Annotated in this window: 24 protein-coding genes and 1 riboswitch; of the genes, 6 read left to right on the top strand and 18 right to left on the bottom strand. The window is 74.1% G+C overall.

Annotated elements, in window-relative coordinates; all coding sequences use genetic code 11:
* Nucleotides 1–54: 54 nt before the first annotated feature.
* From FHE66_RS01690 to FHE66_RS01675, 4 genes are all read right to left on the bottom strand, one after another.
* Nucleotides 55–1,035, bottom strand: a complete 981-nt coding sequence (locus FHE66_RS01690; protein WP_139071259.1) for a malate dehydrogenase — start codon at nucleotides 1,033–1,035, stop codon at nucleotides 55–57.
* A gap of 25 nt (nucleotides 1,036–1,060) precedes the next feature.
* The gene (locus tag FHE66_RS01685; protein WP_139071258.1) at nucleotides 1,061–2,278 is read right to left on the bottom strand and encodes an NADP-dependent isocitrate dehydrogenase; all 1,218 of its coding nucleotides are present in this window, start codon (nucleotides 2,276–2,278) and stop codon (nucleotides 1,061–1,063) included.
* A gap of 121 nt (nucleotides 2,279–2,399) precedes the next feature.
* On the bottom strand, nucleotides 2,400–3,722 hold the full coding sequence (locus FHE66_RS01680) for a hemolysin family protein (protein ID WP_139071257.1): 1,323 nt from the start codon (nucleotides 3,720–3,722) through the stop codon (nucleotides 2,400–2,402).
* Between the two features lie 45 nt (nucleotides 3,723–3,767).
* The gene (locus FHE66_RS01675; protein ID WP_139071256.1) at nucleotides 3,768–4,034 is read right to left on the bottom strand and encodes a hypothetical protein; all 267 of its coding nucleotides are present in this window, start codon (nucleotides 4,032–4,034) and stop codon (nucleotides 3,768–3,770) included.
* A 42-nt stretch (nucleotides 4,035–4,076) separates the two neighbouring features.
* Between FHE66_RS01675 and FHE66_RS01670 the strand changes: the two genes are divergently transcribed.
* Entirely contained in the window at nucleotides 4,077–5,336 is a 1,260-nt protein-coding gene (locus FHE66_RS01670) for an NAD(P)/FAD-dependent oxidoreductase (RefSeq protein ID WP_139071255.1), read from the top strand.
* Nucleotides 5,337–5,355: 19 nt separating this feature from the next.
* On the opposite strand, the gene purH is transcribed toward FHE66_RS01670, so the two are convergent.
* Together purH and purN are read right to left on the bottom strand one after the other, a co-directional pair.
* Nucleotides 5,356–6,924, bottom strand: a complete 1,569-nt coding sequence (gene purH, locus FHE66_RS01665) for a bifunctional phosphoribosylaminoimidazolecarboxamide formyltransferase/IMP cyclohydrolase (protein ID WP_139071254.1) — start codon at nucleotides 6,922–6,924, stop codon at nucleotides 5,356–5,358.
* 29 nt (nucleotides 6,925–6,953) lie between these two features.
* Nucleotides 6,954–7,049: riboswitch (ZMP/ZTP riboswitch) on the bottom strand.
* 37 nt (nucleotides 7,050–7,086) lie between these two features.
* Nucleotides 7,087–7,692: a phosphoribosylglycinamide formyltransferase gene (gene purN / locus FHE66_RS01660; protein ID WP_139071253.1), complete on the bottom strand. Its 606-nt coding sequence runs from the start codon at nucleotides 7,690–7,692 to the stop codon at nucleotides 7,087–7,089.
* Between the two features lie 38 nt (nucleotides 7,693–7,730).
* Here purN and FHE66_RS01655 point away from each other — a divergent pair, with 38 nt between their 5' ends.
* The gene (locus FHE66_RS01655; protein ID WP_139071252.1) at nucleotides 7,731–8,150 is read left to right on the top strand and encodes a hypothetical protein; all 420 of its coding nucleotides are present in this window, start codon (nucleotides 7,731–7,733) and stop codon (nucleotides 8,148–8,150) included.
* Nucleotides 8,151–8,245: 95 nt separating this feature from the next.
* Complete coding sequence (locus FHE66_RS01650; protein WP_139071251.1) at nucleotides 8,246–8,794, top strand: type 1 glutamine amidotransferase domain-containing protein; 549 nt, start codon at nucleotides 8,246–8,248, stop codon at nucleotides 8,792–8,794.
* 1 nt (nucleotide 8,795) lies between these two features.
* On the opposite strand, the gene FHE66_RS01645 is transcribed toward FHE66_RS01650, so the two are convergent.
* The 6 genes from FHE66_RS01645 to FHE66_RS01620 all read right to left on the bottom strand — a co-directional run bounded on the left by FHE66_RS01645 (nucleotide 8,796) and on the right by FHE66_RS01620 (nucleotide 14,794).
* Complete coding sequence (locus FHE66_RS01645) at nucleotides 8,796–10,076, bottom strand: DUF6350 family protein (protein WP_139071250.1); 1,281 nt, start codon at nucleotides 10,074–10,076, stop codon at nucleotides 8,796–8,798.
* 129 nt (nucleotides 10,077–10,205) lie between these two features.
* Nucleotides 10,206–11,126, bottom strand: a complete 921-nt coding sequence (gene sucD / locus FHE66_RS01640; protein ID WP_139071249.1) for a succinate--CoA ligase subunit alpha — start codon at nucleotides 11,124–11,126, stop codon at nucleotides 10,206–10,208.
* Between the two features lie 15 nt (nucleotides 11,127–11,141).
* Nucleotides 11,142–12,302, bottom strand: coding sequence for an ADP-forming succinate--CoA ligase subunit beta (gene sucC / locus FHE66_RS01635; RefSeq protein ID WP_139071248.1), 1,161 nt, complete (start codon nucleotides 12,300–12,302; stop codon nucleotides 11,142–11,144).
* A gap of 235 nt (nucleotides 12,303–12,537) precedes the next feature.
* Complete coding sequence (locus FHE66_RS01630) at nucleotides 12,538–13,491, bottom strand: aldo/keto reductase (protein ID WP_139071247.1); 954 nt, start codon at nucleotides 13,489–13,491, stop codon at nucleotides 12,538–12,540.
* A 70-nt stretch (nucleotides 13,492–13,561) separates the two neighbouring features.
* Nucleotides 13,562–14,167, bottom strand: coding sequence for a bifunctional 2-polyprenyl-6-hydroxyphenol methylase/3-demethylubiquinol 3-O-methyltransferase UbiG (locus FHE66_RS01625; RefSeq protein ID WP_139071246.1), 606 nt, complete (start codon nucleotides 14,165–14,167; stop codon nucleotides 13,562–13,564).
* A gap of 27 nt (nucleotides 14,168–14,194) precedes the next feature.
* A complete protein-coding gene (locus tag FHE66_RS01620; RefSeq protein ID WP_139071245.1) occupies nucleotides 14,195–14,794 on the bottom strand; it encodes a DNA-3-methyladenine glycosylase I in 600 nt (199 codons plus the stop codon).
* A gap of 83 nt (nucleotides 14,795–14,877) precedes the next feature.
* Between FHE66_RS01620 and FHE66_RS01615 the strand changes: the two genes are divergently transcribed.
* Nucleotides 14,878–15,336 (top strand): DUF2243 domain-containing protein, encoded by a 459-nt coding sequence (locus tag FHE66_RS01615; protein ID WP_139071244.1) that lies wholly within the window; start codon nucleotides 14,878–14,880, stop codon nucleotides 15,334–15,336.
* Nucleotides 15,333–16,121 carry a cytochrome c oxidase assembly protein gene (locus tag FHE66_RS01610; protein ID WP_139071243.1) on the top strand — a complete coding sequence of 263 codons (789 nt, stop codon included), beginning with the start codon at nucleotides 15,333–15,335 and terminating at the stop codon, nucleotides 16,119–16,121. Before FHE66_RS01615 ends, FHE66_RS01610 begins: the two co-directional genes overlap by 4 nt.
* Here the strand turns inward: FHE66_RS01610 and FHE66_RS01605 are convergent.
* The 6 genes from FHE66_RS01605 to FHE66_RS01580 form a co-directional block, all read right to left on the bottom strand.
* A complete protein-coding gene (locus FHE66_RS01605) occupies nucleotides 16,102–17,991 on the bottom strand; it encodes an acyltransferase family protein (RefSeq protein WP_139071242.1) in 1,890 nt (629 codons plus the stop codon). The genes FHE66_RS01610 and FHE66_RS01605 overlap by 20 nt on opposite strands.
* Before the next feature lie 85 nt (nucleotides 17,992–18,076).
* Nucleotides 18,077–20,527, bottom strand: a complete 2,451-nt coding sequence (pcrA, locus tag FHE66_RS01600; protein WP_139071241.1) for a DNA helicase PcrA — start codon at nucleotides 20,525–20,527, stop codon at nucleotides 18,077–18,079.
* 40 nt (nucleotides 20,528–20,567) lie between these two features.
* Entirely contained in the window at nucleotides 20,568–21,053 is a 486-nt protein-coding gene (locus tag FHE66_RS01595) for a DUF456 domain-containing protein (protein ID WP_139071240.1), read from the bottom strand.
* 7 nt (nucleotides 21,054–21,060) lie between these two features.
* Nucleotides 21,061–21,402, bottom strand: a complete 342-nt coding sequence (locus tag FHE66_RS01590) for a hypothetical protein (protein ID WP_139071239.1) — start codon at nucleotides 21,400–21,402, stop codon at nucleotides 21,061–21,063.
* 90 nt (nucleotides 21,403–21,492) lie between these two features.
* Nucleotides 21,493–22,173: a response regulator transcription factor gene (locus tag FHE66_RS01585; protein ID WP_139071238.1), complete on the bottom strand. Its 681-nt coding sequence runs from the start codon at nucleotides 22,171–22,173 to the stop codon at nucleotides 21,493–21,495.
* Complete coding sequence (locus FHE66_RS01580; protein ID WP_139071237.1) at nucleotides 22,173–23,420, bottom strand: ATP-binding protein; 1,248 nt, start codon at nucleotides 23,418–23,420, stop codon at nucleotides 22,173–22,175. The genes FHE66_RS01585 and FHE66_RS01580 overlap by 1 nt, the downstream gene beginning before the upstream one ends.
* Nucleotides 23,421–23,566: 146 nt before the next feature.
* Between FHE66_RS01580 and FHE66_RS01575 the strand changes: the two genes are divergently transcribed.
* The coding region (locus FHE66_RS01575) for a PspC domain-containing protein (RefSeq protein ID WP_139071271.1) at nucleotides 23,567–23,977 on the top strand (411 nt) is incomplete at its 3' end.

The raw sequence follows: 23,977 nt of genomic DNA, 5'->3' as shown, positions 1-23,977 counted from the left end.
GGAGCCGGGCCGTCCACGCGCTGTGCGACGCGGACGGCCCGGCTCCGGGGTGGCTCAGATGAGGCCGAGCTCCCGCACGGCGTCACGCTCGCCGGCGAGCTCCTCCACGGACGCGTCGATGCGCGCCCGGGAGAAGTCGTTGACCTCCAGGCCCTGGACGATCTCCCACCCACCGTTCGCCGAGCGCACGGGGAAGGAGGAGATGAGGCCCTCGGGCACGCCGTAGGAGCCGTCGGACGGGATGGCCGCCGAGGTCCACGAGCTGCCGGTGCCGGCCACCCAGTCGCGGACGTGGTCGACGGCAGCGTTGGCCGCGGACGCCGCCGAGGACGCCCCACGGGCGTCGATGATGGCGGCGCCGCGCTTGGCCACGGTCGGGATGAAGTCCTCGGCCAGCCAGGCCTCGTCGACGAGCTCGCTCGCCGGACGGCCGGCCACGGTGGCGTGGAAGACGTCCGGGTACTGGGTGGCCGAGTGGTTGCCCCAGATCGTGAGGTTCTCGATCTGGCTCACCGGGGTCCCGGTCTTCTGCGCGAGCTGGCTGAGCGCCCGGTTGTGGTCCAGGCGGGTCATCGCGTTGAAGCGGTCGGCCGGGACGTCCGGCGCGTGCTGCTGGGCGATGAGCGCGTTGGTGTTGGCCGGGTTGCCGACGACGAGCACGCGGATGTCGGACGCCGCGTGGTCGTTGATCGCCTTGCCCTGCGGGCCGAAGATCCCGCCGTTGGCCTCGAGGAGGTCACCGCGCTCCATGCCGGCCGAGCGCGGGCGGGCGCCGACCAGCAGCGCGATGTTCGCACCGTCGAACCCGGCCCGCGGGGTGTCGAGGATGTCGATCCCGGCGAGCAGCGGAAAGGCGCAGTCGTCGAGCTCCATCGCGGTGCCCTCGGCGGCCTTGACCGCCTGCGGGATCTCCAGGAGGCGCAGCCGGACGGGCACGTCGGGCCCGAGGAGCTGGCCGGAGGCGATGCGGAAGAGCAGGGCGTAGCCGATCTGGCCGGCGGCGCCCGTGACGGTGACGTTGACGGGGGTGGTCATGCGCGTTCTCCTTCGAAGCGGCGGGTCAGCCGAGGCGGGTGGCGAGGTTCTCGTCGATCGAGGCGAGGAAGCCCTCGGTGGTCTGCCACTCCTGGTCCTTGCCGACGAGCAGGGCCAGGTCCTTCGTCATCTTCCCGGACTCGACGGTCTTGATGACGACGTCCTCGAGGGACTGGGCGAAGGCGGTGACCTCGGGGGTGTTGTCGAGCTTGCCGCGGTGGGCAAGGCCCCGGGTCCACGCGAAGATCGAGGCGATCGGGTTCGTCGAGGTCGGGTTGCCGGCCTGGTGCTGGCGGTAGTGGCGGGTCACGGTGCCGTGCGCGGCCTCGGCCTCGACCGTGCGGCCGTCCGGCGTCATGAGCACGGAGGTCATGAGGCCGAGGGAGCCGAAGCCCTGGGCGACGGTGTCGGACTGGACGTCGCCGTCGTAGTTCTTGCAGGCCCAGACGTAGCCGCCCTCCCACTTCATGGCCGCGGCGACCATGTCGTCGATGAGGCGGTGCTCGTAGGTGAGGCCCGCGGCGTCGAACTGCTCCTTGAACTCCGTCTCGAAGATCTCGGCGAAGATGTCCTTGAAGGCGCCGTCGTAGGCCTTGAGGATCGTGTTCTTGGTCGACATGTAGACCGGGAAGCCGCGCTGCAGGCCGTAGGAGAAGGAGGCGCGCGCGAAGTCGGCGATCGACTTGTTGTAGTTGTACATCCCCATCGCGACGCCGCCGTCCTCGCCGAACTTGGCGACCTCGAGCTCGAGGGGCTGGCTGCCGTCGTCGGGGGTGTAGGTGATCGTCACGGTGCCCGGGCCGGGGACCTTGAAGTTCTGCGACTTGTACTGGTCGCCGTGGGCGTGGCGACCGATGATGATCGGCTTGGTCCACGTCGGCACGAGGCGCGGGATGTTGTCGATGATGATCGGCTCACGGAAGATGACGCCGCCGAGGATGTTGCGGATCGTCCCGTTCGGGGAGCGCCACATGTTCTTCAGGCCGAACTCCTCGACGCGCGCCTCGTCGGGGGTGATGGTCGCGCACTTGACGCCCACGCCGTACTTCTGGATCGCGTGGGCGGCGTCGACGGTCACCTGGTCGTCGGTGGCGTCGCGGTGCTGGATGCCCAGGTCGTAGTACTTGAGGTCGACGTCGAGGTACGGGTGGATGAGGCGGTCCTTGATGAACTGCCAGATGATCCGCGTCATCTCGTCGCCGTCGAGCTCGACGACCGGGTTCTCGACCTTGATCTTCGCCATGTTCGTGGGTATCTCCTGACCACCCGCGCGGGGTGTGCTCGCCGTCATTGGCGCCGCGGTCTCGGCACCGCAGCCAGATTACTCGACATCGAGATAAATCGGCAGTCACAGACGGGGACGATCAGGGGTGCGGTCCGGCGACGCCCGGGTCGGCCCCCGCGACGCCGTGCACCTCCTCGTCGACCTCACGCACGGCGATGCGGTCGATCCGGCGGCCGTCGAGCGCGGCCACCTCGAGGACGAGACCGTCCCACGTCACCGTGTCCCCCACCGCCGGCATCCGGCCCAGGCGCGTGACGACGAACCCGGCGAGGGTGTCGAAGGGTCCCTCCGGCAGCTCACGGTCGAGCACCTTGGCGACCTCGGAGCGGCCCATGAGCCCGGCGACGTCCTCGACGGCGCCGTGGACCTGGACGCCCGGCTCGGGCCTGTCGTACTCGTCGTGGATCTCCCCGACGAACTCCTCGACGACGTCCTCCAGGGTGACGATGCCGTCGGTGCCCCCGTACTCGTCGACGACGACGGCGATGTGCGCGCCGAGGGAGCGCATGTCGGTGAGCGCGGCGAGCACCCGCTTGCCCGTGGGGAAGAACGGCACCTGGCGCACGAGGTCCCCGATGACGCGCACGCCGGGGCGCGGGCTGATGAGGTCGCGGACGTGGACGAAGCCGAGGATGTCGTCGTCGTTGCGCCCGCGGACCGGGTAGCGCGAGTGCTCGAGGGTGGCCACCCGCGCCTGCGCCTCGTCGACCGGCAGGTCGGCGTCGAGGAAGGACACCTCGGTGCGCGGGGTCATGATCTCCTCCACGCCGCGGTCGCCGACGGTGAGCAGGTCCACGACCATCTCGCGCTCGACCGCCCCGATCGCCTCGTGCTCGGCGACCATCGAGCGCAGCTCCTCGGGGCCGATCTCCTCGCGCTGGGCCGTGGGGTCGCGCCCGAGCAGCCGCATGACGAGGTCCGTCGAGGCGCCGAGGAACCAGATGACCGGCCGCATGATCGTCGCGATCCAGTCCAGCGGGGTGGCCACCGCCAGGGAGAAGCGCTCGGCGCTCTGCATCGCCAGCCGCTTGGGCACGAGCTCGCCGAAGACGAGCGAGAGGTAGGAGATGACCACCGTCGTCCCGACGAAGGCCACCGTGCTCGCCGCGCCCGAGGACATGCCCAGCGACTCGAGCGCCGGGGAGACCTGCGGGGCGATCTGCGCCGCGCCGAACGAGGCGGAGAAGAACCCGGCGAGCGTGACGCCGATCTGCACCGAGGACAGGAAGCGGTTGGAGCTCCCCGTGAGCCGGGCGACCCGCGCGCCGGCCCCGCCCTTCTCGGCGAGGGCGCGCACCTGGCTGTCGCGCAGCGAGACGAGGGCGATCTCGGAGGCGGCGAAGACCCCACCGACGAGGATGAACAGGAGGACGAGGGCGATGTCGACGACGAGGTCGTTCATGGGCTCATCCTCCCCGGGGCCCCGGGCCCGCGCACCGGCGACCGGTCAGACGAGGTTGCCGGCCGGGGAGAGGACGGCGAGCGCGACCGCCGCGACGACGAGCACGGTGACGTCGAAGGGGGTGGAGCGCGCCCGGAAGGTCTCCGGCGGGCGACGGGCTGTCCAGCGGACGACGGCGAGGACGGCGCACAGCGCGGCGAGCACGAGCGTCGCGGTCGGCACGTCGATCAGGACCGCTGCCAGCGAGGACGTCGCGACCCCCACGACGACGAGCCACAGCACGGCGGTGCCGCGGCGGTGGGTCTGGTCCATGCCCGCGAGGTTACCGTGCGCCGGCGCCGCTACGGTGTGACCGTGCGCCCCCACCCCACCCCGCTGCCCTCGCTCGTCACGATCCTCGGCACCGGCCTCGCAGGCCTGCGCACCGCCGCAGAGCTGCGGGCGCAGGGCTTCACCGGTGAGCTCACCGTCGTCGGCGCGGAGGAGCACGAGCCCTACGACCGGCCCCCGCTGAGCAAGGAGCTGCTCTCCCGCCCCGAGCCCGTCCGGCTCGCCGACGAGGGTTACGGCGACCTCACCGAGCTCGCCGACGTCCTCCTGACCGGCACCCGGGCACTGGCCCTCGCGGCGGACGACGACGGCGCCGTCCTCAGCCTCGTCGACCGGGACGGGGAGCGTGAGCTGGCCACCGACGCGGTCGTCCTCGCCACCGGCTCCGCGCCCGTGGTCCTGCCCGGCTGGCACGGCGTCCTCACCCTCCACGACCTCGACGACGCCGCCCGGCTGCGCGCGGCCCTGCGCCCGGGCGCGCACCTCGTCGTCGTCGGCGCCGGGTGGATCGGCGCGGAGCTGGCCACGGTGGCCGCCGGGCACGGGGTGCGCGTCACCGTGCTCGAGGGCGGCCCTGCGCCGCTGGGCCGCGTGCTCGGCCCGCACGTCGGGGGCCTGCTCGCGCCGTGGTACGCCGAGCACGGGATCGAGCTGCGCTGCGGCGTCACCGTGACCACGGCCGACGCCCACGGCGTCGAGCTCGCGGACGGGACGCGGCTGGAGGCCGACGTCGTCGTCGCGGCGGTCGGGGTGCGCCCGCACACCGCGTGGCTCGCCGGGACCCTGCCGCTGACGGCGCGGGGCGCGGTGCCGGTGGGGCTCACCGGCCGCGTGGTCGACGGGCCGACGTCGGTGCGGGCCGTGGGCGACTGCTCCGACCGGCTCTCCCCGCGCGACGGCCTCGTGCCCGGCGCGCACTGGGACGGCGCGCTCAGCCACCCGGCCGCGCTCGTCGCTGACCTCCTCGGCCAGTGCCCCGACCCGGTGCCCGACCCGGCCCCCTACGTCTTCTCCACCCAGCTCGGCCACGAGCTCACCGTCGTCGGGCACGTCCCGCCGGGCGCGGAGGTCGTCCTGCGCGGTGAGCCGGGTGCTGGGCCATGGACGGCGCTGTACGTCCTGCCCGGCGCCGACGGCGCGCCCCGGCTGCACGCCGCGTTCACGGTCGACCGGCCGCGCGACGTCGGCCCGCTGCGCAAGGCGCTGTCCGGGCCGGAGCACCCGGTGCTCGACGTCGCCGCGGCCACCGACCCCGACGTCCGGCTCCGCGGCGCCCTGCGCTGAGCGGAGCCGGACGCCCCGCTCAGTGGGCGAAGTGGCGCGTGCCGGTGAGGTACATCGTCACGCCGGCGGCCTGCGCTGCGGCGACGACCTCCTCGTCGCGCACCGACCCGCCGGGCTGGACGACGGCGCGCACGCCGGCGTCGAGCAGGACCTGAAGCCCGTCGGCGAACGGGAAGAACGCGTCGGACGCGGCGACCGCGCCGCGCGCCCGCTCCTGGCCCTCGCCCAGCGTGTTCGCGCGGGAGACGGCGAGGCGGCACGAGTCGACCCGGTTGACCTGCCCCATCCCCACCCCGACGCTCGCGCGGCCGGCGGCGAGGAGGATGGCGTTGGAGCGCACGGCGCGCACCGAGCGCCACGCGAACTCGAGGTCGGCGAGGGTCGCGGGGTCGGCCGGCTCACCGGCCACGAGCGTCCAGCCCGAGGGGTCGTCCCCGGGGGCGTCGACGCGGTCGGCGGTCTGGACGAGCAGCCCGCCGCTGATCGGGCGCAGCTCGACCTCCGGACGCGCCGCCTCGGGGACGACGAGCAGCCGGATGTTCTTCTTCGCGGTGAGGATCTCCAGCGCCTGCGGCTCGAAGCCGGGCGCCACGACGACCTCGGTGAAGACCTGCGCGATCTGCGCGGCCGCCTCCGCGGTCACCGTCCGGTTGGCGGCGATGACCCCGCCGAAGGCGGAGACCGGGTCGCAGGCGTGGGCGGCGGCGTGCGCGGCGGCGATCGTCGCGCCGGCGGCGATGCCGCACGGGTTGGCGTGCTTGATGATCGCGACGGCAGGGTCGGCGTGGTCGTGCGCGGCGCGCCACGCGGCGTCGGCGTCGACGTAGTTGTTGTAGCTCATCGCCTTGCCGTGCAGCTGCTGCGCACCCGCCAGCCCGGGCGCCCCGGAGCGGTACAGCGCCGCGCCCTGGTGCGGGTTCTCGCCGTAGCGCAGGACGTCGGCGCGCTGCCACGTCGCCCCGACCCACGCCGGGAAGCCGCTGTCGTCGTCGGGCGCGACGACGCTGCCGAGCCAGGAGGCGACGGCGACGTCGTAGTCGGCGGTGTGCCGGAACGCCGCGGCGGCGAGCCGCTGCCGCTCGGCGAGGGTGAAGCCGCCCGCCGCGAGCGCCGCGAGCACCTCGGGGTAGGCGGCCGGGTCGACGACGACGGCGACGTTCGCGTGGTTCTTCGCCGCGGCGCGGACCATGGTCGGCCCGCCGATGTCGATCTGCTCGACGCACTCCTCCGGCCCCGCGCCCGAGGCGACGGTGTCGGCGAAGGGGTAGAGGTTGACGACGACGAGGTCGAAGGGCGCGACGCCGAGGTCGGCGAGCTGGTCGCGGTGGGACTCCTTGCGGCGGTCGGCGAGGATCCCGGCGTGGACCAGCGGGTGGAGGGTCTTGACCCGACCGTCGAGGCACTCGGGGAAGCCGGTGACGTCCTCGACCGGCGTCACCGGGACACCGGCGGCGGCGATGGTGCGGGCGGTGGACCCGGTCGAGACGAGCTCGACCCCTGCCTCGTGCAGGGCGCGGGCGAGGTCCTCCAGGCCCGTCTTGTCGTAGACGGAGACGAGGGCACGGCGGACGGGAAGCGTGTCGGTCACGGGGTCACTCCTGGGTGCGTCGGTACGGACCCGGGCACCCAGGCGTGCGGTGCCCTTGCAGGGGACTTCCGGCCGCTCCCCGGTGGTGTCGCTCCACCTCGGTTGCGCCAGTCACGGCCGCGGCGAGTGTACCCCGGCCCCTCCCCCGGGCGGCGCGCCCGCTCAGCCGACGACGACGCGGCGTCCCTCGACGCGCCACGGCAGGCGCGCGAGGCGCCCGACCTGCTCGACGAGCTGGGCGCGCTCGGCGACCTTGATCCGCTCGGTGAGCGTGTCGACCGTGTCGTCGTCGTGGACCGGGACGGCCACCTGGGCGATGATCGCGCCGGTGTCCACGCCCTCGTCGACGACGAAGAGGGTGGCCCCGGCGAGCTTGACGCCGTACTCCAGCGCGTCACGCGGGCCGTTGACCCCGGCAAACGCCGGCAGCAGGGAGTTGTGCGTGTTGACGTACCGCCCGCCGAACCGCTCGAGGAAGTGAGGCCCGCACAGCTTGAGGAAGCCGGCCGAGACGACGAGGTCCGGCTCGGCGGCCGCGACCGCGGCGGTCAGCGCCCGGTCCCACGACTCGCGGTCGGGGTGGTCGGAGAGCCGCTCGACGAACGTCGGGATCCCGGCCTCCTGCGCGAGCGCGAGGCCGGCGGCCGAGTGGCGGTCCGCGCCGACGGCGACGACCTCTACGCCGTAGTCCGGGTCGCGGGCGGCGTCGAGGAGGGCCGCGAGGTTCGACCCTCCGCCGGAGATGAGGACGACGACTCGAGTGGGCACGTGCCGAGGGTAGTCGGACCGGGTGGGAGACTGGGGCCATGCCCACCCCGGACCTCGACACCGCACGGCCCGAGCAGCGCACACGCGCCGCGAGCCGGACGGTCATGTGGTTCGCCCTCGTGCTGCTGGCCGCGCTGTGGCTCTCCGTCGTCCGGGTGCCGTGGCCGCTGCCGCTCGTGCCCGGGGTGCTCGGCCTGGTGGCCGTCGTCCTCGGCGTCCTCGCGCTCGTGCGGATGCGCGGCGCCCGGCTCGGGGCGTCGATGACGGTGCTCGTCGTCGTGGGGACCGTGTTCGCCGCCGGCCTGGTCCTCCTCACCTCGGTGCAGGCCGTCCTCTGGCCGGTGTACTCCGAGTTCTACGGGTGCCTCGACCGCGCCCTCACCCACCAGGCGCAGGACACCTGCTTCTCCGAGCTCGAGCAGCGCACGCAGACCTACCTCCTCAACTTCGGCCGGTAGTCCGCCGCGGGAGCGAGCGAAGCTCTCGGGAAGCGCGTCGGGGTGATCGCTCATAGCGTGGAGGCGAACCCCCGTCGACACCAGGAGGCACACCCATGGCCCAGCTGACCAACAAGAAGGTCGCGTTCCTCGCGACGAACGGCTTCGAGGACTCCGAGCTCACCGTGCCCTGGGAGGCCGTGAGGTCCCAGGGCGCCGAGGCGGTGCTCATCGCCCCCGAGGCCGGCACGATCACCGGCAAGAAGGGCCACGAGCAGAAGGTCGACCTCACGACCGCCGAGGCCACGCCGGACCAGTACCACGCGCTCGTCCTGCCCGGCGGCGTCGTCAACGGCGACACGCTGCGCACCGACCAGCCTGCGGTGGCCTTCGTGCGCGAGATCTTCGCCCAGCACAAGCCGGTGGGCGTCATCTGCCACGGCGGCTGGATCCTCACCGACGCCGACGTCCTCCAGGGCCGCACGCTCACGTCCTACCCGAGCCTGCGCACCGACCTCACCAACGCCGGGGCGACCTGGGTGGACGAGGAGGTCGTCGTCGACGCCGGGCTGGTGAGCAGCCGCGTCCCGGACGACCTGCCGGCGTTCTGCGCCAAGCTCGTCGAGGAGATCGGCGAGGGCGAGCACGAGGGCCAGACGGCCTGACCTAGGACACCGGCGGCGGCGTGGGCGAGGTGCCTGCGCCGCCGTCGTCGTTCGTGCGCGCACCGCCGTCGTCCGTGCGGCGCACGATGCGGCGGTAGGCGCGGGCGACGCCGGCATGCACCTGCGGGTGCAGGACGAGGAGCACGACCACGGCGCCGGCCGGCACCTGCCAGGCGAGCGCGCCGGCGACCGCCGGGGCGGAGGCGCCCACGGTCGCGAGCCGGCCGGGACCGATCCCGCCCGCGGCCGCCACCGTGAGGAGGGCGCCGACGACGGCGACCGTGGCCGCGGTGACGACGCCGCTGAGCGCCGCCTGCCACCAGGTGTCCTGGAAGCGGCGCCGGTGCAGCCACCAGCCCGCCCCGGCGCCCGCGAGCACCGGCAGGAGCACCACCCAGCCCAGGCCGGTGGTGGCCGGGTCGGGCAGCACACCGAGCGCGGGCACGGCAGGCAGCGGGGCCGTGATGACCTCGCTCGGGGAGAAGAGTGTGCCCTGCCCGACGGCGAAGCCGGGGCCGGCGATCCAGGCGAGCGCCCACACGACCATCGTCGGGAGGAAGGCGAGCTGGCCGAGGACGAGCGCCACGGTGCCCATCCGTCCCGGCGCGAGCGCCTCGTGCAGCTCGAGCACCGTGACCACGCCCTGGACGAGGGCGATCGAGAGCGCCAGCACGGCGAGCGCGAGGAGCACCGCGAGGGTCATCCACCCGGCGCGCACCCCGGCGCGGACGGCGTCGGGGAGGGCGTCGAGCAGCCGCAGCCACCACGCGGGGCGCGGGGCGCGTGCCCGGCGCAGCGCGAGGGCGAGCGCGAGCCCGGCGACGAGCAGGGCGCACAGCGCGACCACCGGCCGCCCGACCGGCCCGGGGACGAGCGCGGAGAGGCCGAGCACCGTGAGCGTGTACCCGGCGAGGGCGAACGCGGCGGTGGCGGGCCGGCGCAGCCTGGCGCGGCGGGCGCCCCCGTAGACGAGGAGGGCGCTGACGAGGGTGGTGCCCAGCGGCGTGAGCGACACGGTCGCGACGCCGCCCAGCTCGACGGACGCCCCGTGCCCGAGGAGCCACAGGCCGGTGCCGATGACGGCGGCGTCGTCCCAGCTCGCCTCGCCGAGGAGCGGCGCGGCGGCGGTGGCGACGTAGGCGGCGACGGTGGGGACGACGACGAGCAGCCAGCTGATGAGCGCCGCCTCGATCCCGGCGAGGGAGGCACGCAGCCAGGCCTCGGGGAGCCGGCGGGAACGCTGGGCAGGGCCGACCACCTGCGGGTGAACCGTCGTCGTCATCAGCCCCATGGTCCGCGACCCTCCCCCGCCGCGGCGCGAGGCGGGCGGCGTGTCGCGCGATGTGTCGAAGACCGAGGACGGCCCGCCGAGCCCCGTGGGCTCGACGGGCCGTCCGTCGCGTGGTGCGGGTCAGCCCTGGAGGAGCTCCCGGGCCAGGCGCGCCGTCTCGCTCGGCGTCTTGCCGACCTTGACGCCGGCCGCCTCGAGCGCGACCTTCTTCGCCTCGGCGGTCCCCGAGGAGCCGGAGACGATCGCGCCGGCGTGGCCCATCGTCTTACCCTCGGGCGCGGTGAACCCGGCGACGTAGCCGACGACGGGCTTGGTGACGTTCTCCTTGATGAACGCCGCGGCCCGCTCCTCGGCGTCGCCGCCGATCTCACCGATCATGACGATGAGCTCGGTCTCCGGGTCGGCCTCGAACGCCGCGAGGGCGTCGATGTGCGTCGTGCCGATGACCGGGTCGCCGCCGATGCCGATGGCGGTGGTGAAGCCGATGTCGCGCAGCTCGTGCATCATCTGGTAGGTCAGCGTGCCGGACTTCGACACCAGGCCGATGCGGCCGGCGCCGGTGATGTCCGCCGGGGTGATGCCGACGTTCGACTTCCCGGGGCTGATGATGCCGGGGCAGTTCGGGCCGATGAGCCGCACGCCCTTCTCCTGGGCGTAGGTGAAGAACTCGGCGGTGTCGGCCACCGGGACACCCTCGGTGATGATGACGACGAGCGGCATGCCGGCGTCGACGGCCTCGACGACCGCACCCTTGGTGTGGGCCGGGGGCACGAAGACGACCGACACGTTCGCGCCGGTGGCCTCCATCGCCTCGGAGACGGTGCCGAAGACCGGCACGGACACGGTGCCGGCGGCGCGCTCCTCGGCACCCGGGCCGATCGGGGTGACGTCGAAGTCGACGCTCGTGCCGGCCTTGCGGGGGTTGACCCCTCCGACGATCTGGGTGCCGGCGCCGAGCATGCGGCGGGTGTGCTTCTGGCCCTCGGCACCGGTCATGCCCTGGACGATGACGCGCGAGTTCGCGTCGAGGAAGATCGACATTGTCTGGTCCGTCCCTTACTTCGCGAGCTCGGCGGCCTTGGCCGCGGCGTCGTCCATCGTGTCCACCATGGTGACCAGCGGGTGGTTGGCCTCGTCGAGGATGCGGCGACCCTCGACCACGTTGTTGCCGTCCAGGCGGACGACGAGCGGCTTGGTCGCCTCGTCCCCGAGGATCTCCAGCGCCTTGACGATGCCGTCCGCGACCTCGTCGCACGCGGTGATCCCACCGAACACGTTGACGAACACGCTCTTGACCTGCTCGTCACCGAGGATGACGTGCAGGCCGTTGGCCATGACCTCCGCGTTCGCGCCGCCACCGATGTCGAGGAAGTTCGCCGGGCCGACACCGTGCTGCTCGCCCGCGTAGGCGACGACGTCGAGGGTGCTCATGACCAGGCCCGCGCCGTTGCCGATGATGCCGACCTCGCCGTCGAGCTTGACGTAGTTGAGGCCGAGCGCCTTGGCCTTCGCCTCGAGCGGGTCCGCGGCCTCCTTGTCCTCGAGCGCCGCGTGGTCCGGGTGGCGGAAGTCGGCGTTCGCGTCGAGCGTCACCTTGCCGTCGAGCGCGACGATCGCGCCGTCCTCGGTGCGCACGAGCGGGTTGACCTCGACGAGCGTGGCGTCCTCGCTCGCGTAGACGGTCCAGAGCTTGCGGATGACGTCGGCGACCTCGTCGGCCACGTCGGCGGCGAACCCGGCGGCCTGGACGATCTCCTGGGCCTTGGCCTCGTCGATGCCGGTGACCGGGTCGACGGCCACGCGCGCCAGCGCCTCGGGGCGCTCGACGGCGAGCTGCTCGATCTCCATGCCGCCCTCGACGCTGGCCATGGCCAGGTAGCGGCGCTCGGAGCGGTCGAGGAGGACCGAGAAGTAGTACTCCTCGGCGATCTTCGCGCCCTCGGCGATCATCACGCGGTGGACCGTGTGGCCCTTGATGTCCATCCCGAGGATCTCGGCCGCGCGAGCCTCGGCCTCCTCCGGGCTGTGGGCGAGCTTGACGCCGCCCGCCTTGCCTCGGCCGCCCGTCTTGACCTGAGCCTTGACGACGACGGTCCCGCCGCCGAGTCGCTCTGCCGCAGCACGCGCCTCCGCCGGCGTGGTCGCCACGATTCCGCCCAGGACGGGTACCCCGTGCTTCTCGAACACGTCCCGCGCCTGGTACTCGAAAAGGTCCACCAGGTGAGTCCTCTCATCGCCGTTCTCGGAATGCCTCGACATCAAGACATCTCCGGACACTGTACCCGTATGCCCCACCCCCGGCGCACGTCGAACGGCGCCCCCGCCGCCCCGCCGACAACCGGATCGTGCACCCGCCACACCTCACCTCTGGGACGCCCCTTTGCGGTACTCGGGGTGTGCTGCAGGGGGCGTCCCCGGGCGCTGAGGGGTGTCCCAGAGAGGAGAGGGGAGGTCAGCGGAAGGTGGCGGAGACGTCGTCGAGGCGGGCGACGTGCTCGGGGGGCAGCTCGAGGGAGACGGCGGCGAAGAGCTGGTCGAGCTGCGCGGGGGTCGTCGCGGCGGCGAGCGGGGCGGTGACCTTGCCGCCGGCCGTCGCCCAGGCGAGCGCCACGGAGGCGGGGTTCGTGCCGAGGTCGCGGGCGACGGCGTCGAGCGCGTCGAGCACCCGCAGGCCCTGCGGGGTGAGGTAGCGCCTGACCGCACCGGCCCGCGCACGGCCCTCGGTGTCGGCCTCGGTGCGGTACTTCCCCGTGAGGAAGCCGCCGGCGAGCACCTGGTAGGGGAAGACCGACATGCCGTGGCGGCGGGCGGCGTCGGCGAGGCCGCCCTCGTACTCCCGGGAGACGAGGGAGTAGCGCGGCTGGAGCGCGACGGGCGCGGCGAAGCCGTTCTCCGCGCACACCCGGAACCACTCGTCGATGACCTCGGGCGCGAGGTTGGACAGCCCGACCGCACGGACCTTGCCCTCGGTGACGAGCCGGTCGAAGGCCGCGGCGCTCTCGACGACGGGCGTCTCGTCGTCCTGGTAGTGCGCGTAGTACAGGTCGATGTGGTCGGTGCGCAGGCGACGCAGGGAGTCCTCCGCCGCGCGCCGGACCGTCGCCGGGGACAGGCCGAGCAGGTCGGGCTTGCCGGCGACCTTCGTCGCGACGACGACGTCGTCCCGGTTGCGCCGGTCGCCGATCCAGCGGCCGATGATCTCCTCGGACTCCCCGCCGGTGTTGCCCGGCACCCAGTAGGAGTACATGTCCGCGGTGTCGACGAAGTTGCCGCCGCGCTCGACGAAGCCGTCGAGGACCGCGTGGAAGGGCGCCGCGTCGCTCGGGTCGCTGAAGACGTTGGTGCCCAGGCCGAGCGGGAAGACGGTGAGCTCGGAGGTGCCGACGGGGACGGGGGTGGGGGTCACGAGGCTGCTTTCGGTGGAGGAGGTGAAGGAGTGCGGGCGTGCGGGAGCGCCGCCGCTGCTGTTCGGCAGGTCAGGCGCGGCGCAGGACGGCGACGAGGAAGCCGGAGTCCTCGGTGTAGGGGCGCAGGTCCCAGGTGGACAGGAGCAGGTCGGGCTCCAGGCCGCCGGCGCGGGCGTCGTCGAGGAACTCCGCGAAGTCGTAGCCGCGCCCGGCGCCGAAGCCGATGGCCGCGCGCCCCTCGGGGTGCAGGTGGCGGGCCATGCGGCGCAGCACCTCCCGGCGCGTGCTCGCGGCGAGGAAGGTCATGACGTTGCCGGCGCACAGGATCGCGTCGAACGGGTCGGCGATGCCGCGCGCGGGCAGGTCGAGCTCGGCGAGGTCCCCGACGACCCATGTGGCGTCGGGGTGGTCCTCGCGCGCCGCATCGATGAGCACGGGGTCGACGTCGACGCCGACGACCGTGTGCCCGCGGGAGGCGAGGTAGCCGCCGTGCCGGCCGGGGCCGCAGCCGGCGTCGAGCACCCGCGCACCGCGCGGCACCATCGCGTCGACGAAGCGCGCCTCCCCCACGAGGTCGGCGCCGGCGGCCGCCATCTGGCGGAAGCGCTCGATGTACCACCGGGAGTGGTTGGGGTTGGACTGGGTGATCTGCACCCACGTGCTCGGCTCGGTCATGCCCCTATCCTCCCCCGCCGGCCGGGCTCAGTCCGCCCAGACCCCCGAGGTGCCCCGCCGGTGGCTGCCGAGCAGGTGGGTGTCCACGATGCCCACCGCCTCCATGAGGGCGAACATCGTCGTCGGGCCGACGTGCCGGAACCCGCGGGACTTCAGCTCGCGGGCGAGGGCGACCGACTCCGGCGACGTCGTCGGGACCTCCGCGTAGGTCCGCGGCCGGGGCGTGTCGGCGGGCTTGAAGGACCAGACCAGGGCGGGCAGGCCGCCGTCGGCGCGCAGCGCGACGGTCGCCCGCGCGTTGGCGATCGTCGCCTCGACCTTGCGCCGGTTGCGCACGATCCCGGGGTCGGCGAGCAGACGGTCGACGTCGCGCTCGTCGAACGCGGCGACGGCGTCGGGGTCGAAGCCAGCGAACGCTGCGCGGAACGCGGGGCGCTTGCGCAGGATCGTCGCCCAGGAGAGCCCGGACTGGAACGCCTCGAGGCTCAGCCGCTCGAACAGGCCGCGCTCGTCGCGAACCGGCATGCCCCACTCGGTGTCGTAGTACTCGCGCAGCAGCGGGTCGGTCGCCGCCCACACGGGCCGCGCCAGGCCGTCCTCGCCGACGACGACGCCGAGCTCGGTCATGGGTCATCCTCCGGGGCCGTCACGTGGCGGGCGCGCTACCCGCACCCTACGGTGGTGGCCGCAGTCCACGGGCAGGAGGGGTGATGGCCGAGCAGCCGACCCGCGGCCGGCGCGCGTCCCTGGGCGCCGCGGCGCTCGTCGGGGCGGGCGTCATGGCCGCGGTCGACGAGGTCGTCTTCCACCAGGTCCTCGCCTGGCACCACTTCTACGACCGGTCGACGACGACGGTCGGGCTGCTGTCCGACGGCCTCCTGCACGCCGCGGAGCTCCTCGCGGTGGTCGCCGGGTTCTTCCTCCTCCTCGACCTGCGGCGGCGCGGGGCGCTCGACGCGCGGGCCGGCTGGGCCGGGGCGCTCCTGGGCGCGGGCGCCTTCCAGCTGTTCGACGGGGTCGTCGTCCACAAGGTGCTGGGCCTGCACCAGGTTCGCTACGACGTCGACCTCCTCCCCTACGACGTCGCGTGGAACGCCGCGGCGGCGCTCCTCCTCGTCGCCGGTGCCGTGCTCGCCCGGCGTCCCCGGCCCTTGCCGGCCCGGGCATGACGCACGAGGCCGGCCCCGCCGACTGGCTCCTCGCGCTTGCGCCGGCGGCCCTCCTGCTCGCGGCCTACCTCGCGGGGTGGTCCCGGGCACGACGACGGCGGCCCTGGCCTGTGGCGCGCCTGGCGAGCTGGGCCGCGGGCTGCGCGCTGATCGCCCTCGCGCTGGCGCCGCCGCTCATGGCGGCCGCGCACCACGACCCGCGCGCCCACATGGCCGTCCACCTGCTCCTGGGCATGTACGCCCCGCTCGCCCTCGTCCTCGCCGCGCCGGTGACGCTCGCGCTCACCGCGCTGCCCGCGCCCGCCGCCCGCCGGGTCACCGCCGTGCTGCGCCACCCGGTCCTCCACGTCCTGTCCCACCCGGTGAGCGCCGGACTCCTCGTCACGGGCGGGCTGCTCGCCATCTACCTCACCCCGCTCTACGCCCTCAGCCTCACCCAGCCGCTCGTCCACGCCGCGGTCCACGTCCACCTGCTCGCCTCCGGGCTCCTCCTGGCCTGGGCGCTGGCCGGGCCCGACCCGGCCCCGCGCCGGCCCGGGACGGCGGTGCGACTCGTCGTCCTCCTGCTCACCGCCGCGGCGCACGCCGTCCTGGCCAAGACGCTCTACGCGCGGGCCGGTGAGCTGCCGCCGGGCACCCACCAGCCCGTCGAAGTGGCCGAGGCCGCCGCCCAGCTCATGTACTACGGCGGGGACGTCGCCGAGGTCCTCCTCGCCGCCGCCCTCCTCACCCAGTGGTACCGGCGCCGCGCCCGGCGCCCGGCCCTCAGCGCTGCGGCGCGCTGAGCTCGGCGCCGATCCGCTCGGAGAGCTCGACGAACGCCTCCGCGACGACGTCGGTGTACAGGTGCCCGCCCTCGATGTCGGGGTGGATGCCGTCGGACTGGAGCTTGCCCGGCTCGGCGTCGATCGCCGCGTACCAGTCGGCGACGATCGCGTTGGGGTAGTCCGCGACGATCTCGGCGAGGGTCGCGTTGGCCTCCGGCACCCAGTACGAGCCGCCGTAGAGGTTGACGACGACGACCATCCGCTCCGGCCCGAGCGCGTCGAGCACGGCCCGCACGACCTCCGGCTCCCGCACGCCCGCGTTGGTGCCGAAGTCGAGGACGACGGCGCGGCGCACGGTCCCGGCCTCCAGCGCGGCCTCGACGGCGGTGAGCGCGTCGGGCCACTGGCGGTTGGACTCGGCGTCCAGGGAGATGTCGGGCCACCGGTAGGTGAGGCCGTGGGCGCTCGTCACCATGATCGAGTCGCCGAACCCGGTGATCTCGTGCCCCTCGGGCACCGACCAGTCCGCCTCGGCGGGCAGCGGCTCCGGCCCCGGTGCCTGCTCGGCGGAGTCCGCGACGAGCCGCTCGTTCGCCTCGATCTGCTGCTGGGTGAGGGAGGTGGTCGGGGCGGTGGCCACGGCCACCGCCGTGGTGACGACGAGCACCACCGCCGCCCCCGCCACGACCTGGGCGGCGCGGCGCCCGCCCCGCAGCGCGGCGCGCCACCGCCGCCACACGCCGGTGAACCCGTGCCGGCGCACCGGCTGCTCCAGCCACCGGTAGGAGGCGCCGGCCAGGACGAGGGTGAGGACGAGCGCCAGCGCCCGCGTGGTCCAGCTCAGCGGGGAGTCGTAGGTGGTCGCCGGCAGCAGCTCGGTGAGGACGAGGAGGACCGGCCAGTGCCACAGGTAGATGCCGTAGGAGCGCTGCCCGACCCACTCGACCGGGGGCATGCGCAGCAGCCGCTGGTAGAGGGTGGCGGGGCCGAGGAGCGCGGCGACGAGCACCGCGGTGAGGACCGAGGCGATGAGGATGCCACCCCGGAAGGTGAGTGCGGAGTCCTCCTGGAGGAGGGTCATGAGGAGCACGAGCCCGGTCCCGGCGGCGAGCGCCGCGGGCTGGCGCCACCGGCGCCACTGCGGGGAGTGCAGCCGGCTGCCCGGGTCGGCCCAGGCGAAGGCGAGCGCGGCGCCGACCATGAGCCCGAACAGGTGGGTGTCGGTCCCGTAGTAGACCCGCGTCGCGTCGGCCCCGGGGGTGTACAGGACCGCCATGAGGAGCGCCGAGGCCGCGGCGAGGCCGAGCGCCACCCTCACCCGGTCGCGGCCGGAGCGGGTGAGCGCGAGGAGCACGACGAGCAGCACCGGCCACAGGAGGTAGAACTGCTCCTCCACCGCGAGGGACCAGAAGTTGAGGAAGAGCTGGGGTGAGGTCTGGGCGAAGTAGCTCGAGTCGGCGGAGATCTCCAGCCAGTTGCTCGAGAAGGTGAGCGCCCCGAGCACCTGGCGCCCGACGTCGACGAGCAGGTCCCCGCCCGCCACGGCGGCGAGGGTGACGCTCACGAGGACGACGGTGACGAGCGCGGGCAGCAGCCGGCGGGCGCGGCGCAGCCAGAACTGCGGCAGGTCCACCTTCCCGCGGGCCCCGATCTCGCGCAGCAGCAGGGTGGTGATGAGGAAGCCGGAGATGACGAAGAAGACGTCGACACCGAGGAAGCCACCGGGCAGTGAGGTGGGGCGCAGGTGGTAGACGAGCACGGCACCGACGGCGAGCGTCCGCAGCCCGTCCAGGCCCTGGATGTGGCCCCTGGCGGGAGTCGCGGGGGCTGGGCGAGCGCCACCACCCGACGGGCGCGCGGGACGTACCGGCGCGGCGGTCTGAGCCATCCGCCCTCCTCGACAGTCGTGTCGCAGTCAGGCTAGGACGGGCCGGCGGCGCGGTGTGGGAGCCGCGCCGCGGCACGCCGCAGGGCTAGAGCTTGGTGATCGGCGCGTAGCGCAGGAGCAGGCGCTTGACCTGCCCGCCGCCGAAGTCCACCTGGGCGACGGCGCTGGAGCCGGAGCCCTCGAGGCCGACGACGGTGCCCAGGCCGTAGGAGTCGTGGGTGACCTTGTCGCCGATGTCGAAGCCGGGGATGTCCCCCGCGGGGCGCGCAGGTGCGGGGTCGAAGGACGGCGTGGCCGGCTCCTCGCGGCGCCGGGTGGTGCGCACCGGGCCGCTGCGGCCGTACCCGCTGCCGCCCCAGCCCCCGCCGCCGGTGCCCCACCCGCCGCCACCGGCGCGGATGGACTCGGTGGAGGACTCGGCGCGGCGCCAGTCGAGCAGCTCCTCGGGGATGTCGGCGAGGAACCGGCTCGCCGGCAGCTGCTGCGGCATGCCGAAGGCCGTGCGGACCCCGGCGCGGGAGAGGTAGAGCCGGCGGCGCGCCCGGGTGAGGGCGACGTAGGCGAGGCGGCGCTCCTCGGCGAGCTCCTCCTCGTCGCTGAGCGACCGCTGGTGGGGGAAGGTGCCGTCCTCCATGCCGGTGACGAACACGACCGGGAACTCCAGGCCCTTGGCGGTGTGGACGGTCATGAGGGTGACCTGGCCCTGGGCGGCGGCGTCGTCGTCGGGGATCTGGTCGGAGTCGGCGACGAGCGCGACCCGCTCGAGGAAGTCGCCGAGGTCGCCCTCGGGGTCGCTCTGGGCGAACTCGGCGGCCACGGCGTGGAGCTCGGCGAGGTTCTCCACCCGGGTGGCGTCCTGCGGGTCCTCGCTCGCCCGCAGCTCGGCGAGGTAGCCGGAGCGGTCGAGGGCGGCGTCGAGGATCTCGGCGGGGCCGGCACCCGCGGCGAGCATGTCGCGCAGCCCGGTCATGAGCTCGTGGAACGCCCGCACTTGGGTGCGCCCGCGGGTGGCGAGCCCGAGGACCTCGGGGGCGGTGCCGTCGGGCGCCGCGGCGTGCTCGATCGCGGCCCCGAAGGAGATGCGCTCGCGCTCGGCGTGCGCCGCGAGCATCGCCTCGGCCCGCTCCCCCAGCCCGCGCTTGGGCACGTTGAGGATGCGGCGCAGGTTGACGGCGTCGTCGGGGTTGGCGACGGCGCGGAGGTAGGCGAGGGCGTCCTTGATCTCCTTGCGCTCGTAGAAGCGCGTGCCGCCGACGACCTTGTAGGGGATGCCGCTGCGGACGAGCACCTCCTCCAGCGCACGGGACTGGGCGTTGGTCCGGTAGAAGACGGCGACGTCGCCGGGGCGCACGCCCTCGGAGTCGCCGAGGCGGTCGATCTCCTCGGCGATGAACCGGGCCTCCTGGTGCTCGGAGTCCGCGACGTACCCGACCACCTGCGGCCCGGCGCCGCTGTCGGTCCACAGGTTCTTCGCGCGCCGGTTGGGGTTGCGGGAGATCACCGCGTTCGCGGCGCTGAGGATGTTCTGGGTGGAGCGGTAGTTCTGCTCCAGGAGGATCGTCGTCGCGTCCGGGTAGTCCGCCTCGAACTCCACGATGTTGCGGATGGTCGCGCCGCGGAAGGCGTAGATCGACTGGTCGGCGTCACCGACGACGGTGAGCTCGGCCGGCGGCAGGCCCTCACCGGCGGAGTCCTGGGACACCCCGGCGAGCTCGCGCACGAGGACGTACTGGGCGTGGTTGGTGTCCTGGTACTCGTCGACGAGGACGTGACGGAAGCGGCGACGGTAGTGCTCGGCGACGGCCGGGAAGGCCTGGAGCAGGTTGACCGTCTGCATGATGAGGTCGTCGAAGTCGAGCGCGTGCGCCTGGCGCAGCCGGGCGTCGTACTCGCGGTAGGCCTGCGCGAGAGCGGCGTCGAACGGGTTGGCGTCGCTGATGCCGGCGGCGAAGGTGTCCGGGTCGACGAGCTCGTTCTTGAGGTCGGAGACCTTGCGGGAGAAGGTCTTGGGCGGGTAGCGCTTGGGGTCGAGGTCGAGCTGGCGGGTGACGAGCGTCATGAGCCGCTGGGAGTCCGCGGCATCGTAGATGGAGAAGTTCGACCGCAGCCCGAGCGTCGCGTGCTCACGGCGCAGGATCCGCACGCAGGCGGAGTGGAAGGTGGAGACCCACATGTGCCGCGCCACGGGGCCGACGAGGTCGGCGACGCGCTCGCGCATCTCCGCCGCGGCCTTGTTGGTGAAGGTGATCGCGATGACCTCACCGGCCCGGGCCCGCCGGGTGGCCAGCAGGTGGGCGATGCGGTGGGTGAGGACGCGGGTCTTGCCCGAGCCGGCTCCCGCGACGATGAGGAGCGGGCCTCCCTCGTGGAGGACGGCGGCGCGCTGCTGCGGGTTGAGCCCCTCGAGGAGGTCGGTGGCGCGCGCGGCGGCGGGCGCGTCGGTGGCGCCGGCGTCGTCCCGGGGCGGGACGGCGGCGGCCAGGGGCGGCAGGTTCCCGCCGAGGAGACCGGGCAGGTTGTCGAAGAGGGAGGTCATGGCCCCTCCAGGGTAGGTGGTGGCACCGACACCACAGGCGTCAGGTCTGCCACATGCCGACGAGGAGGGCGGCGGTGGCGACCAGGGCCCCGCCGAGCTCGACGAGGATCGCCACGCCGACGGCGCGCATCGCCCGCCCGGTGGACGCGCGGGCGGCCCGCTGGTCGCGCAGCCGGGCGCTCTCCGCGCCGTACACGCCGGCGAGGAAGCCGAGCGGCAGCCCGACGACCGGGACGACGAAGAAGCCGACGACGCCGAGCGCCGCACCGACGACGAGCGTCCGGCCGGGCACCCCGCCCTGCCCGAGGTAGCGCCCGGCGAGGAGGTACTTGCCGACCTCGGCGGCGAGGACGGCGAGGCCGGCGACGACGCCGACCGTGAGGGCGACCGGGCCGCCGGTGAGGACGGCCCAGACGACGACGGCGACGCCGACGAGGACGCCCCCGCCGGGAATCACCTGGACGACTGCCCCGATGATCCCGACGAGGACGACGAGGAGGACGATCGCCTCACCCAGGACCCCCATCAGCGACTCAGCGCCACAGTGCCGCGAGGGCGATGTTGAGGGTGGTGAGCCCGGCGATCGCGCCGAGGAGGGCGCGGCTGGGCTCCTTGCGGCGGGAGGCGATGACGGTGAGCGTGACGATGACCGCGGCGACGACGAGCTTGACGCCGATCTTCATGTGGTTGAGGTCCGCGTCGAGGGCGGCCTCGGCGACCCCGACCATGAGGACGCCGGTGACGAGCGCGGTGATCGCGCCGTGGAGGACGCCCGGCGCCAGGCGGGGGGTACGCAGGTTGGTCACGGTGCCACCGAGGACGACAGCCCAACCGACGAAGTGGAGGAACAGGAGGAAGTAGTAGAGGAACGTCATGCTGCCACCCTAGGCGAGGCCGGACGCCGAAACCTCAGTGACGGCGCGGGTTCCGGGGCGGTGTGGCCCTTCCCACCGGGTCCGGGTTCATCAGATGAGGCGGCGCACGGCCGCCCACCGGGTGAGCTCGTGGCGCGAGGAGAGCTGGAGCTTGCGGAGCACGGCGGACACGTGGGTCTCGACCGTCTTCACCGAGATGAACAGCTCGCTCGCCACCTCCTTGTAGGAGTAGCCGCGGGCGATGAGCCGCATGACCTCCTGCTCGCGGGCCGACAGCCGGTCGAGCTCGCCGTCGGTCGTCGCGACGTCCTTGGCGGCGGTGCCGAACGCGTCGAGGACGAACCCGGCGAGGCGCGGGGAGAAGACGGCGTCCCCGCCGGCGACCCGGCGCACGGCGTCGGCGAGCTCCGTGGGGCTGATCGCCTTGGTGACGTAGCCGCGCGCGCCGGCCCGGATGACCCCGACGACGTCCTCGCTGGAGTCGGAGACGGACAGCGCGAGGAACCGGGCCGGCACGTCGCGGCACCCGGTGATGACGTCGATGCCGCCCCCGCCGCGGCCGCCGGGCAGGTGGACGTCGAGCAGGACGACGTCGGGCCGCGCCTCGTGGACGACGGCGACGGCCGACTCGACGTCAGCCGCCTCGCCCACGACGAGCAGGTCCGGGGCGTTCGCCTCCAGCTCGCTGCGCACCCCGCTGCGCACGAGCGCGTGGTCGTCGACGACGACGACCCTCAGCTGCGCCCGCTCGGTGCCTGACGTCGTGTCCATCACTGCTCCCCTGTCTCCGGCTCCGGCATCCGCAGGACCACCTCGGTGCCCTCGAGGCCGCTGCCCGGCCCGGTACGGACCCGCGCGGTCCCGCCGTGGCGCTGGAGGCGCCCGACGATCGAGTCGCGCACCCCGTGCCGGTCGGCCGGGATCGTCGCGACGTCGAAGCCGGGGCCGCGGTCGCGCACGAACACCTCGGTGACATCCTCCCCCACCTCGACGTACAGCGAGACCGGCGGCGCCCCGTGGACGACGGCGTTGCGCAGCGCCTCGCGGGTGGCGGCGAGCAGCGCCGCGGTCGTCGCGTGCGGCGGGCGGTCGCCCGCGGTGACGACGTCGATGCCGACCCCGTGCTGGTCCTCGACCTCGGCCGCGACCTCGCGCAGCGCGGCCGCCACCGACGTGCCCGCCGCGGGCCGGTCGGAGTAGAGCCAGTGGCGCAGCTCGCGCTCCTGGGCCCGGGCGAGGCGGGAGACCTGGTCCGGGTCGTCTGCGCGGGAGCGGATGAGGGAGAGCGTCTGGAGCACGGAGTCGTGGAGGTGGGCGGCGATGTCGGCGCGCTCGGACTCCCGCGCGCGGGCGGTGCGCTCGGCGCTGAGGTCGCGCACGAGGCGAAGCCACACCGGGGCGAGGACGACCGCGACGCCGACGAGGATCGCCGTGCTCGCGACGATCCCGGAGAGCAGCTCGTCGGCGCCCAGCCCGCGCCCGAGGAGCAGGACGATGCCGACGACGGCGAGCAGCAGCCCGCCGCCGACCCGCGCGAGGGCGTGCCACCGGGGCACGGGCGGGGCGTCCTGGCCGGACAGCGAGGAGTCGAGCTGGGTCCACACGAGCGCCGCGCCGCCGACGACGACGAGGAGCGGGACGAGCCAGTCGTTGGGCAGCGTGACCCCGGCGCGCCACAGGACGAGCGCGAGGGCGGCGAGCAGGAGCAGCACCCCGGCCACGACGTCACTCGCCGACACCGAGCGGGTGACCGCCCGCAGCCGCGGGGCCAGCCGGGAGGCGGAGGTGGGGCGGGCGTCGGCGGCGGCGTCGACCGGGTCGCCCGACGGCACGAGGACCCACAGCCAGCCGTAGAGCACGAGCCCGGCACCGAAGGCGAGCGCGGACAGCACGAGCGCGAGGCGCACCCGCTGCACCGGGAGGCCGAGGTGCGCGGCGAGGCCGGCGCCCACCCCGGCGACCTGGCGGCCGGCGAGGGGGCGGCGCAGCGGGAGCCGCTCGGGCGCGGAGATCGTCACCCCCAGATCGTCACACGTGCCGCGGGCCTCCGGGGAGGCCCCGCGCGCGGTCCGGGGACGAGCCGGGGTTCCCGGGGCCGGGGTCGGGGGACGGTCAGGGGCCTCCCCGATACCGCCGCAGGTGCCCGAGGCGGTTTGCTGGTCACATGAACGGTCAGAGTGCACCGCACACCCCGCCCCCTCCCTCGTCCCCCGCCGCCGGGTTCTTCGACTCCGTGCGCCGCCTGGGCATCTGGCGCACGCCGGACCGCTGGGTGGGCGGCGTCGCCGCCGGCATCGGCCACCGCTACGGGCTCGACCCGCTGCTCGTGCGCGGCTTCTTCGTCGTCGTCAGCCTCTTCGGCGGCCTCGGCCTCGTCCTGTACGGCGTGGCCTGGGCGCTGCTGCCCGAGTCCTCCGACGGCCGCATCCACCTCGAGCAGGCGGTGCGGGGCCACTTCGACATCGCCCTCGCCGGAGCGGCCGCCGCGGTCATCGTCGGCCTCAGCCGCCCGGTGTTCTGGTGGAGCGGCGCGTGGTGGACGGTGCCGTGGGTGATCATCGTCGGCGTCGTCGTC

This window comes from Georgenia sp. 311 (assembly GCF_006151955.1).
In the GTDB taxonomy this organism is placed as follows: domain Bacteria; phylum Actinomycetota; class Actinomycetes; order Actinomycetales; family Actinomycetaceae; genus Oceanitalea; species Oceanitalea wutianyii.
The sequence above is the reverse complement of the archived record's forward strand: the minus strand, read 5'-3'. Positions and strand labels throughout refer to the sequence as shown.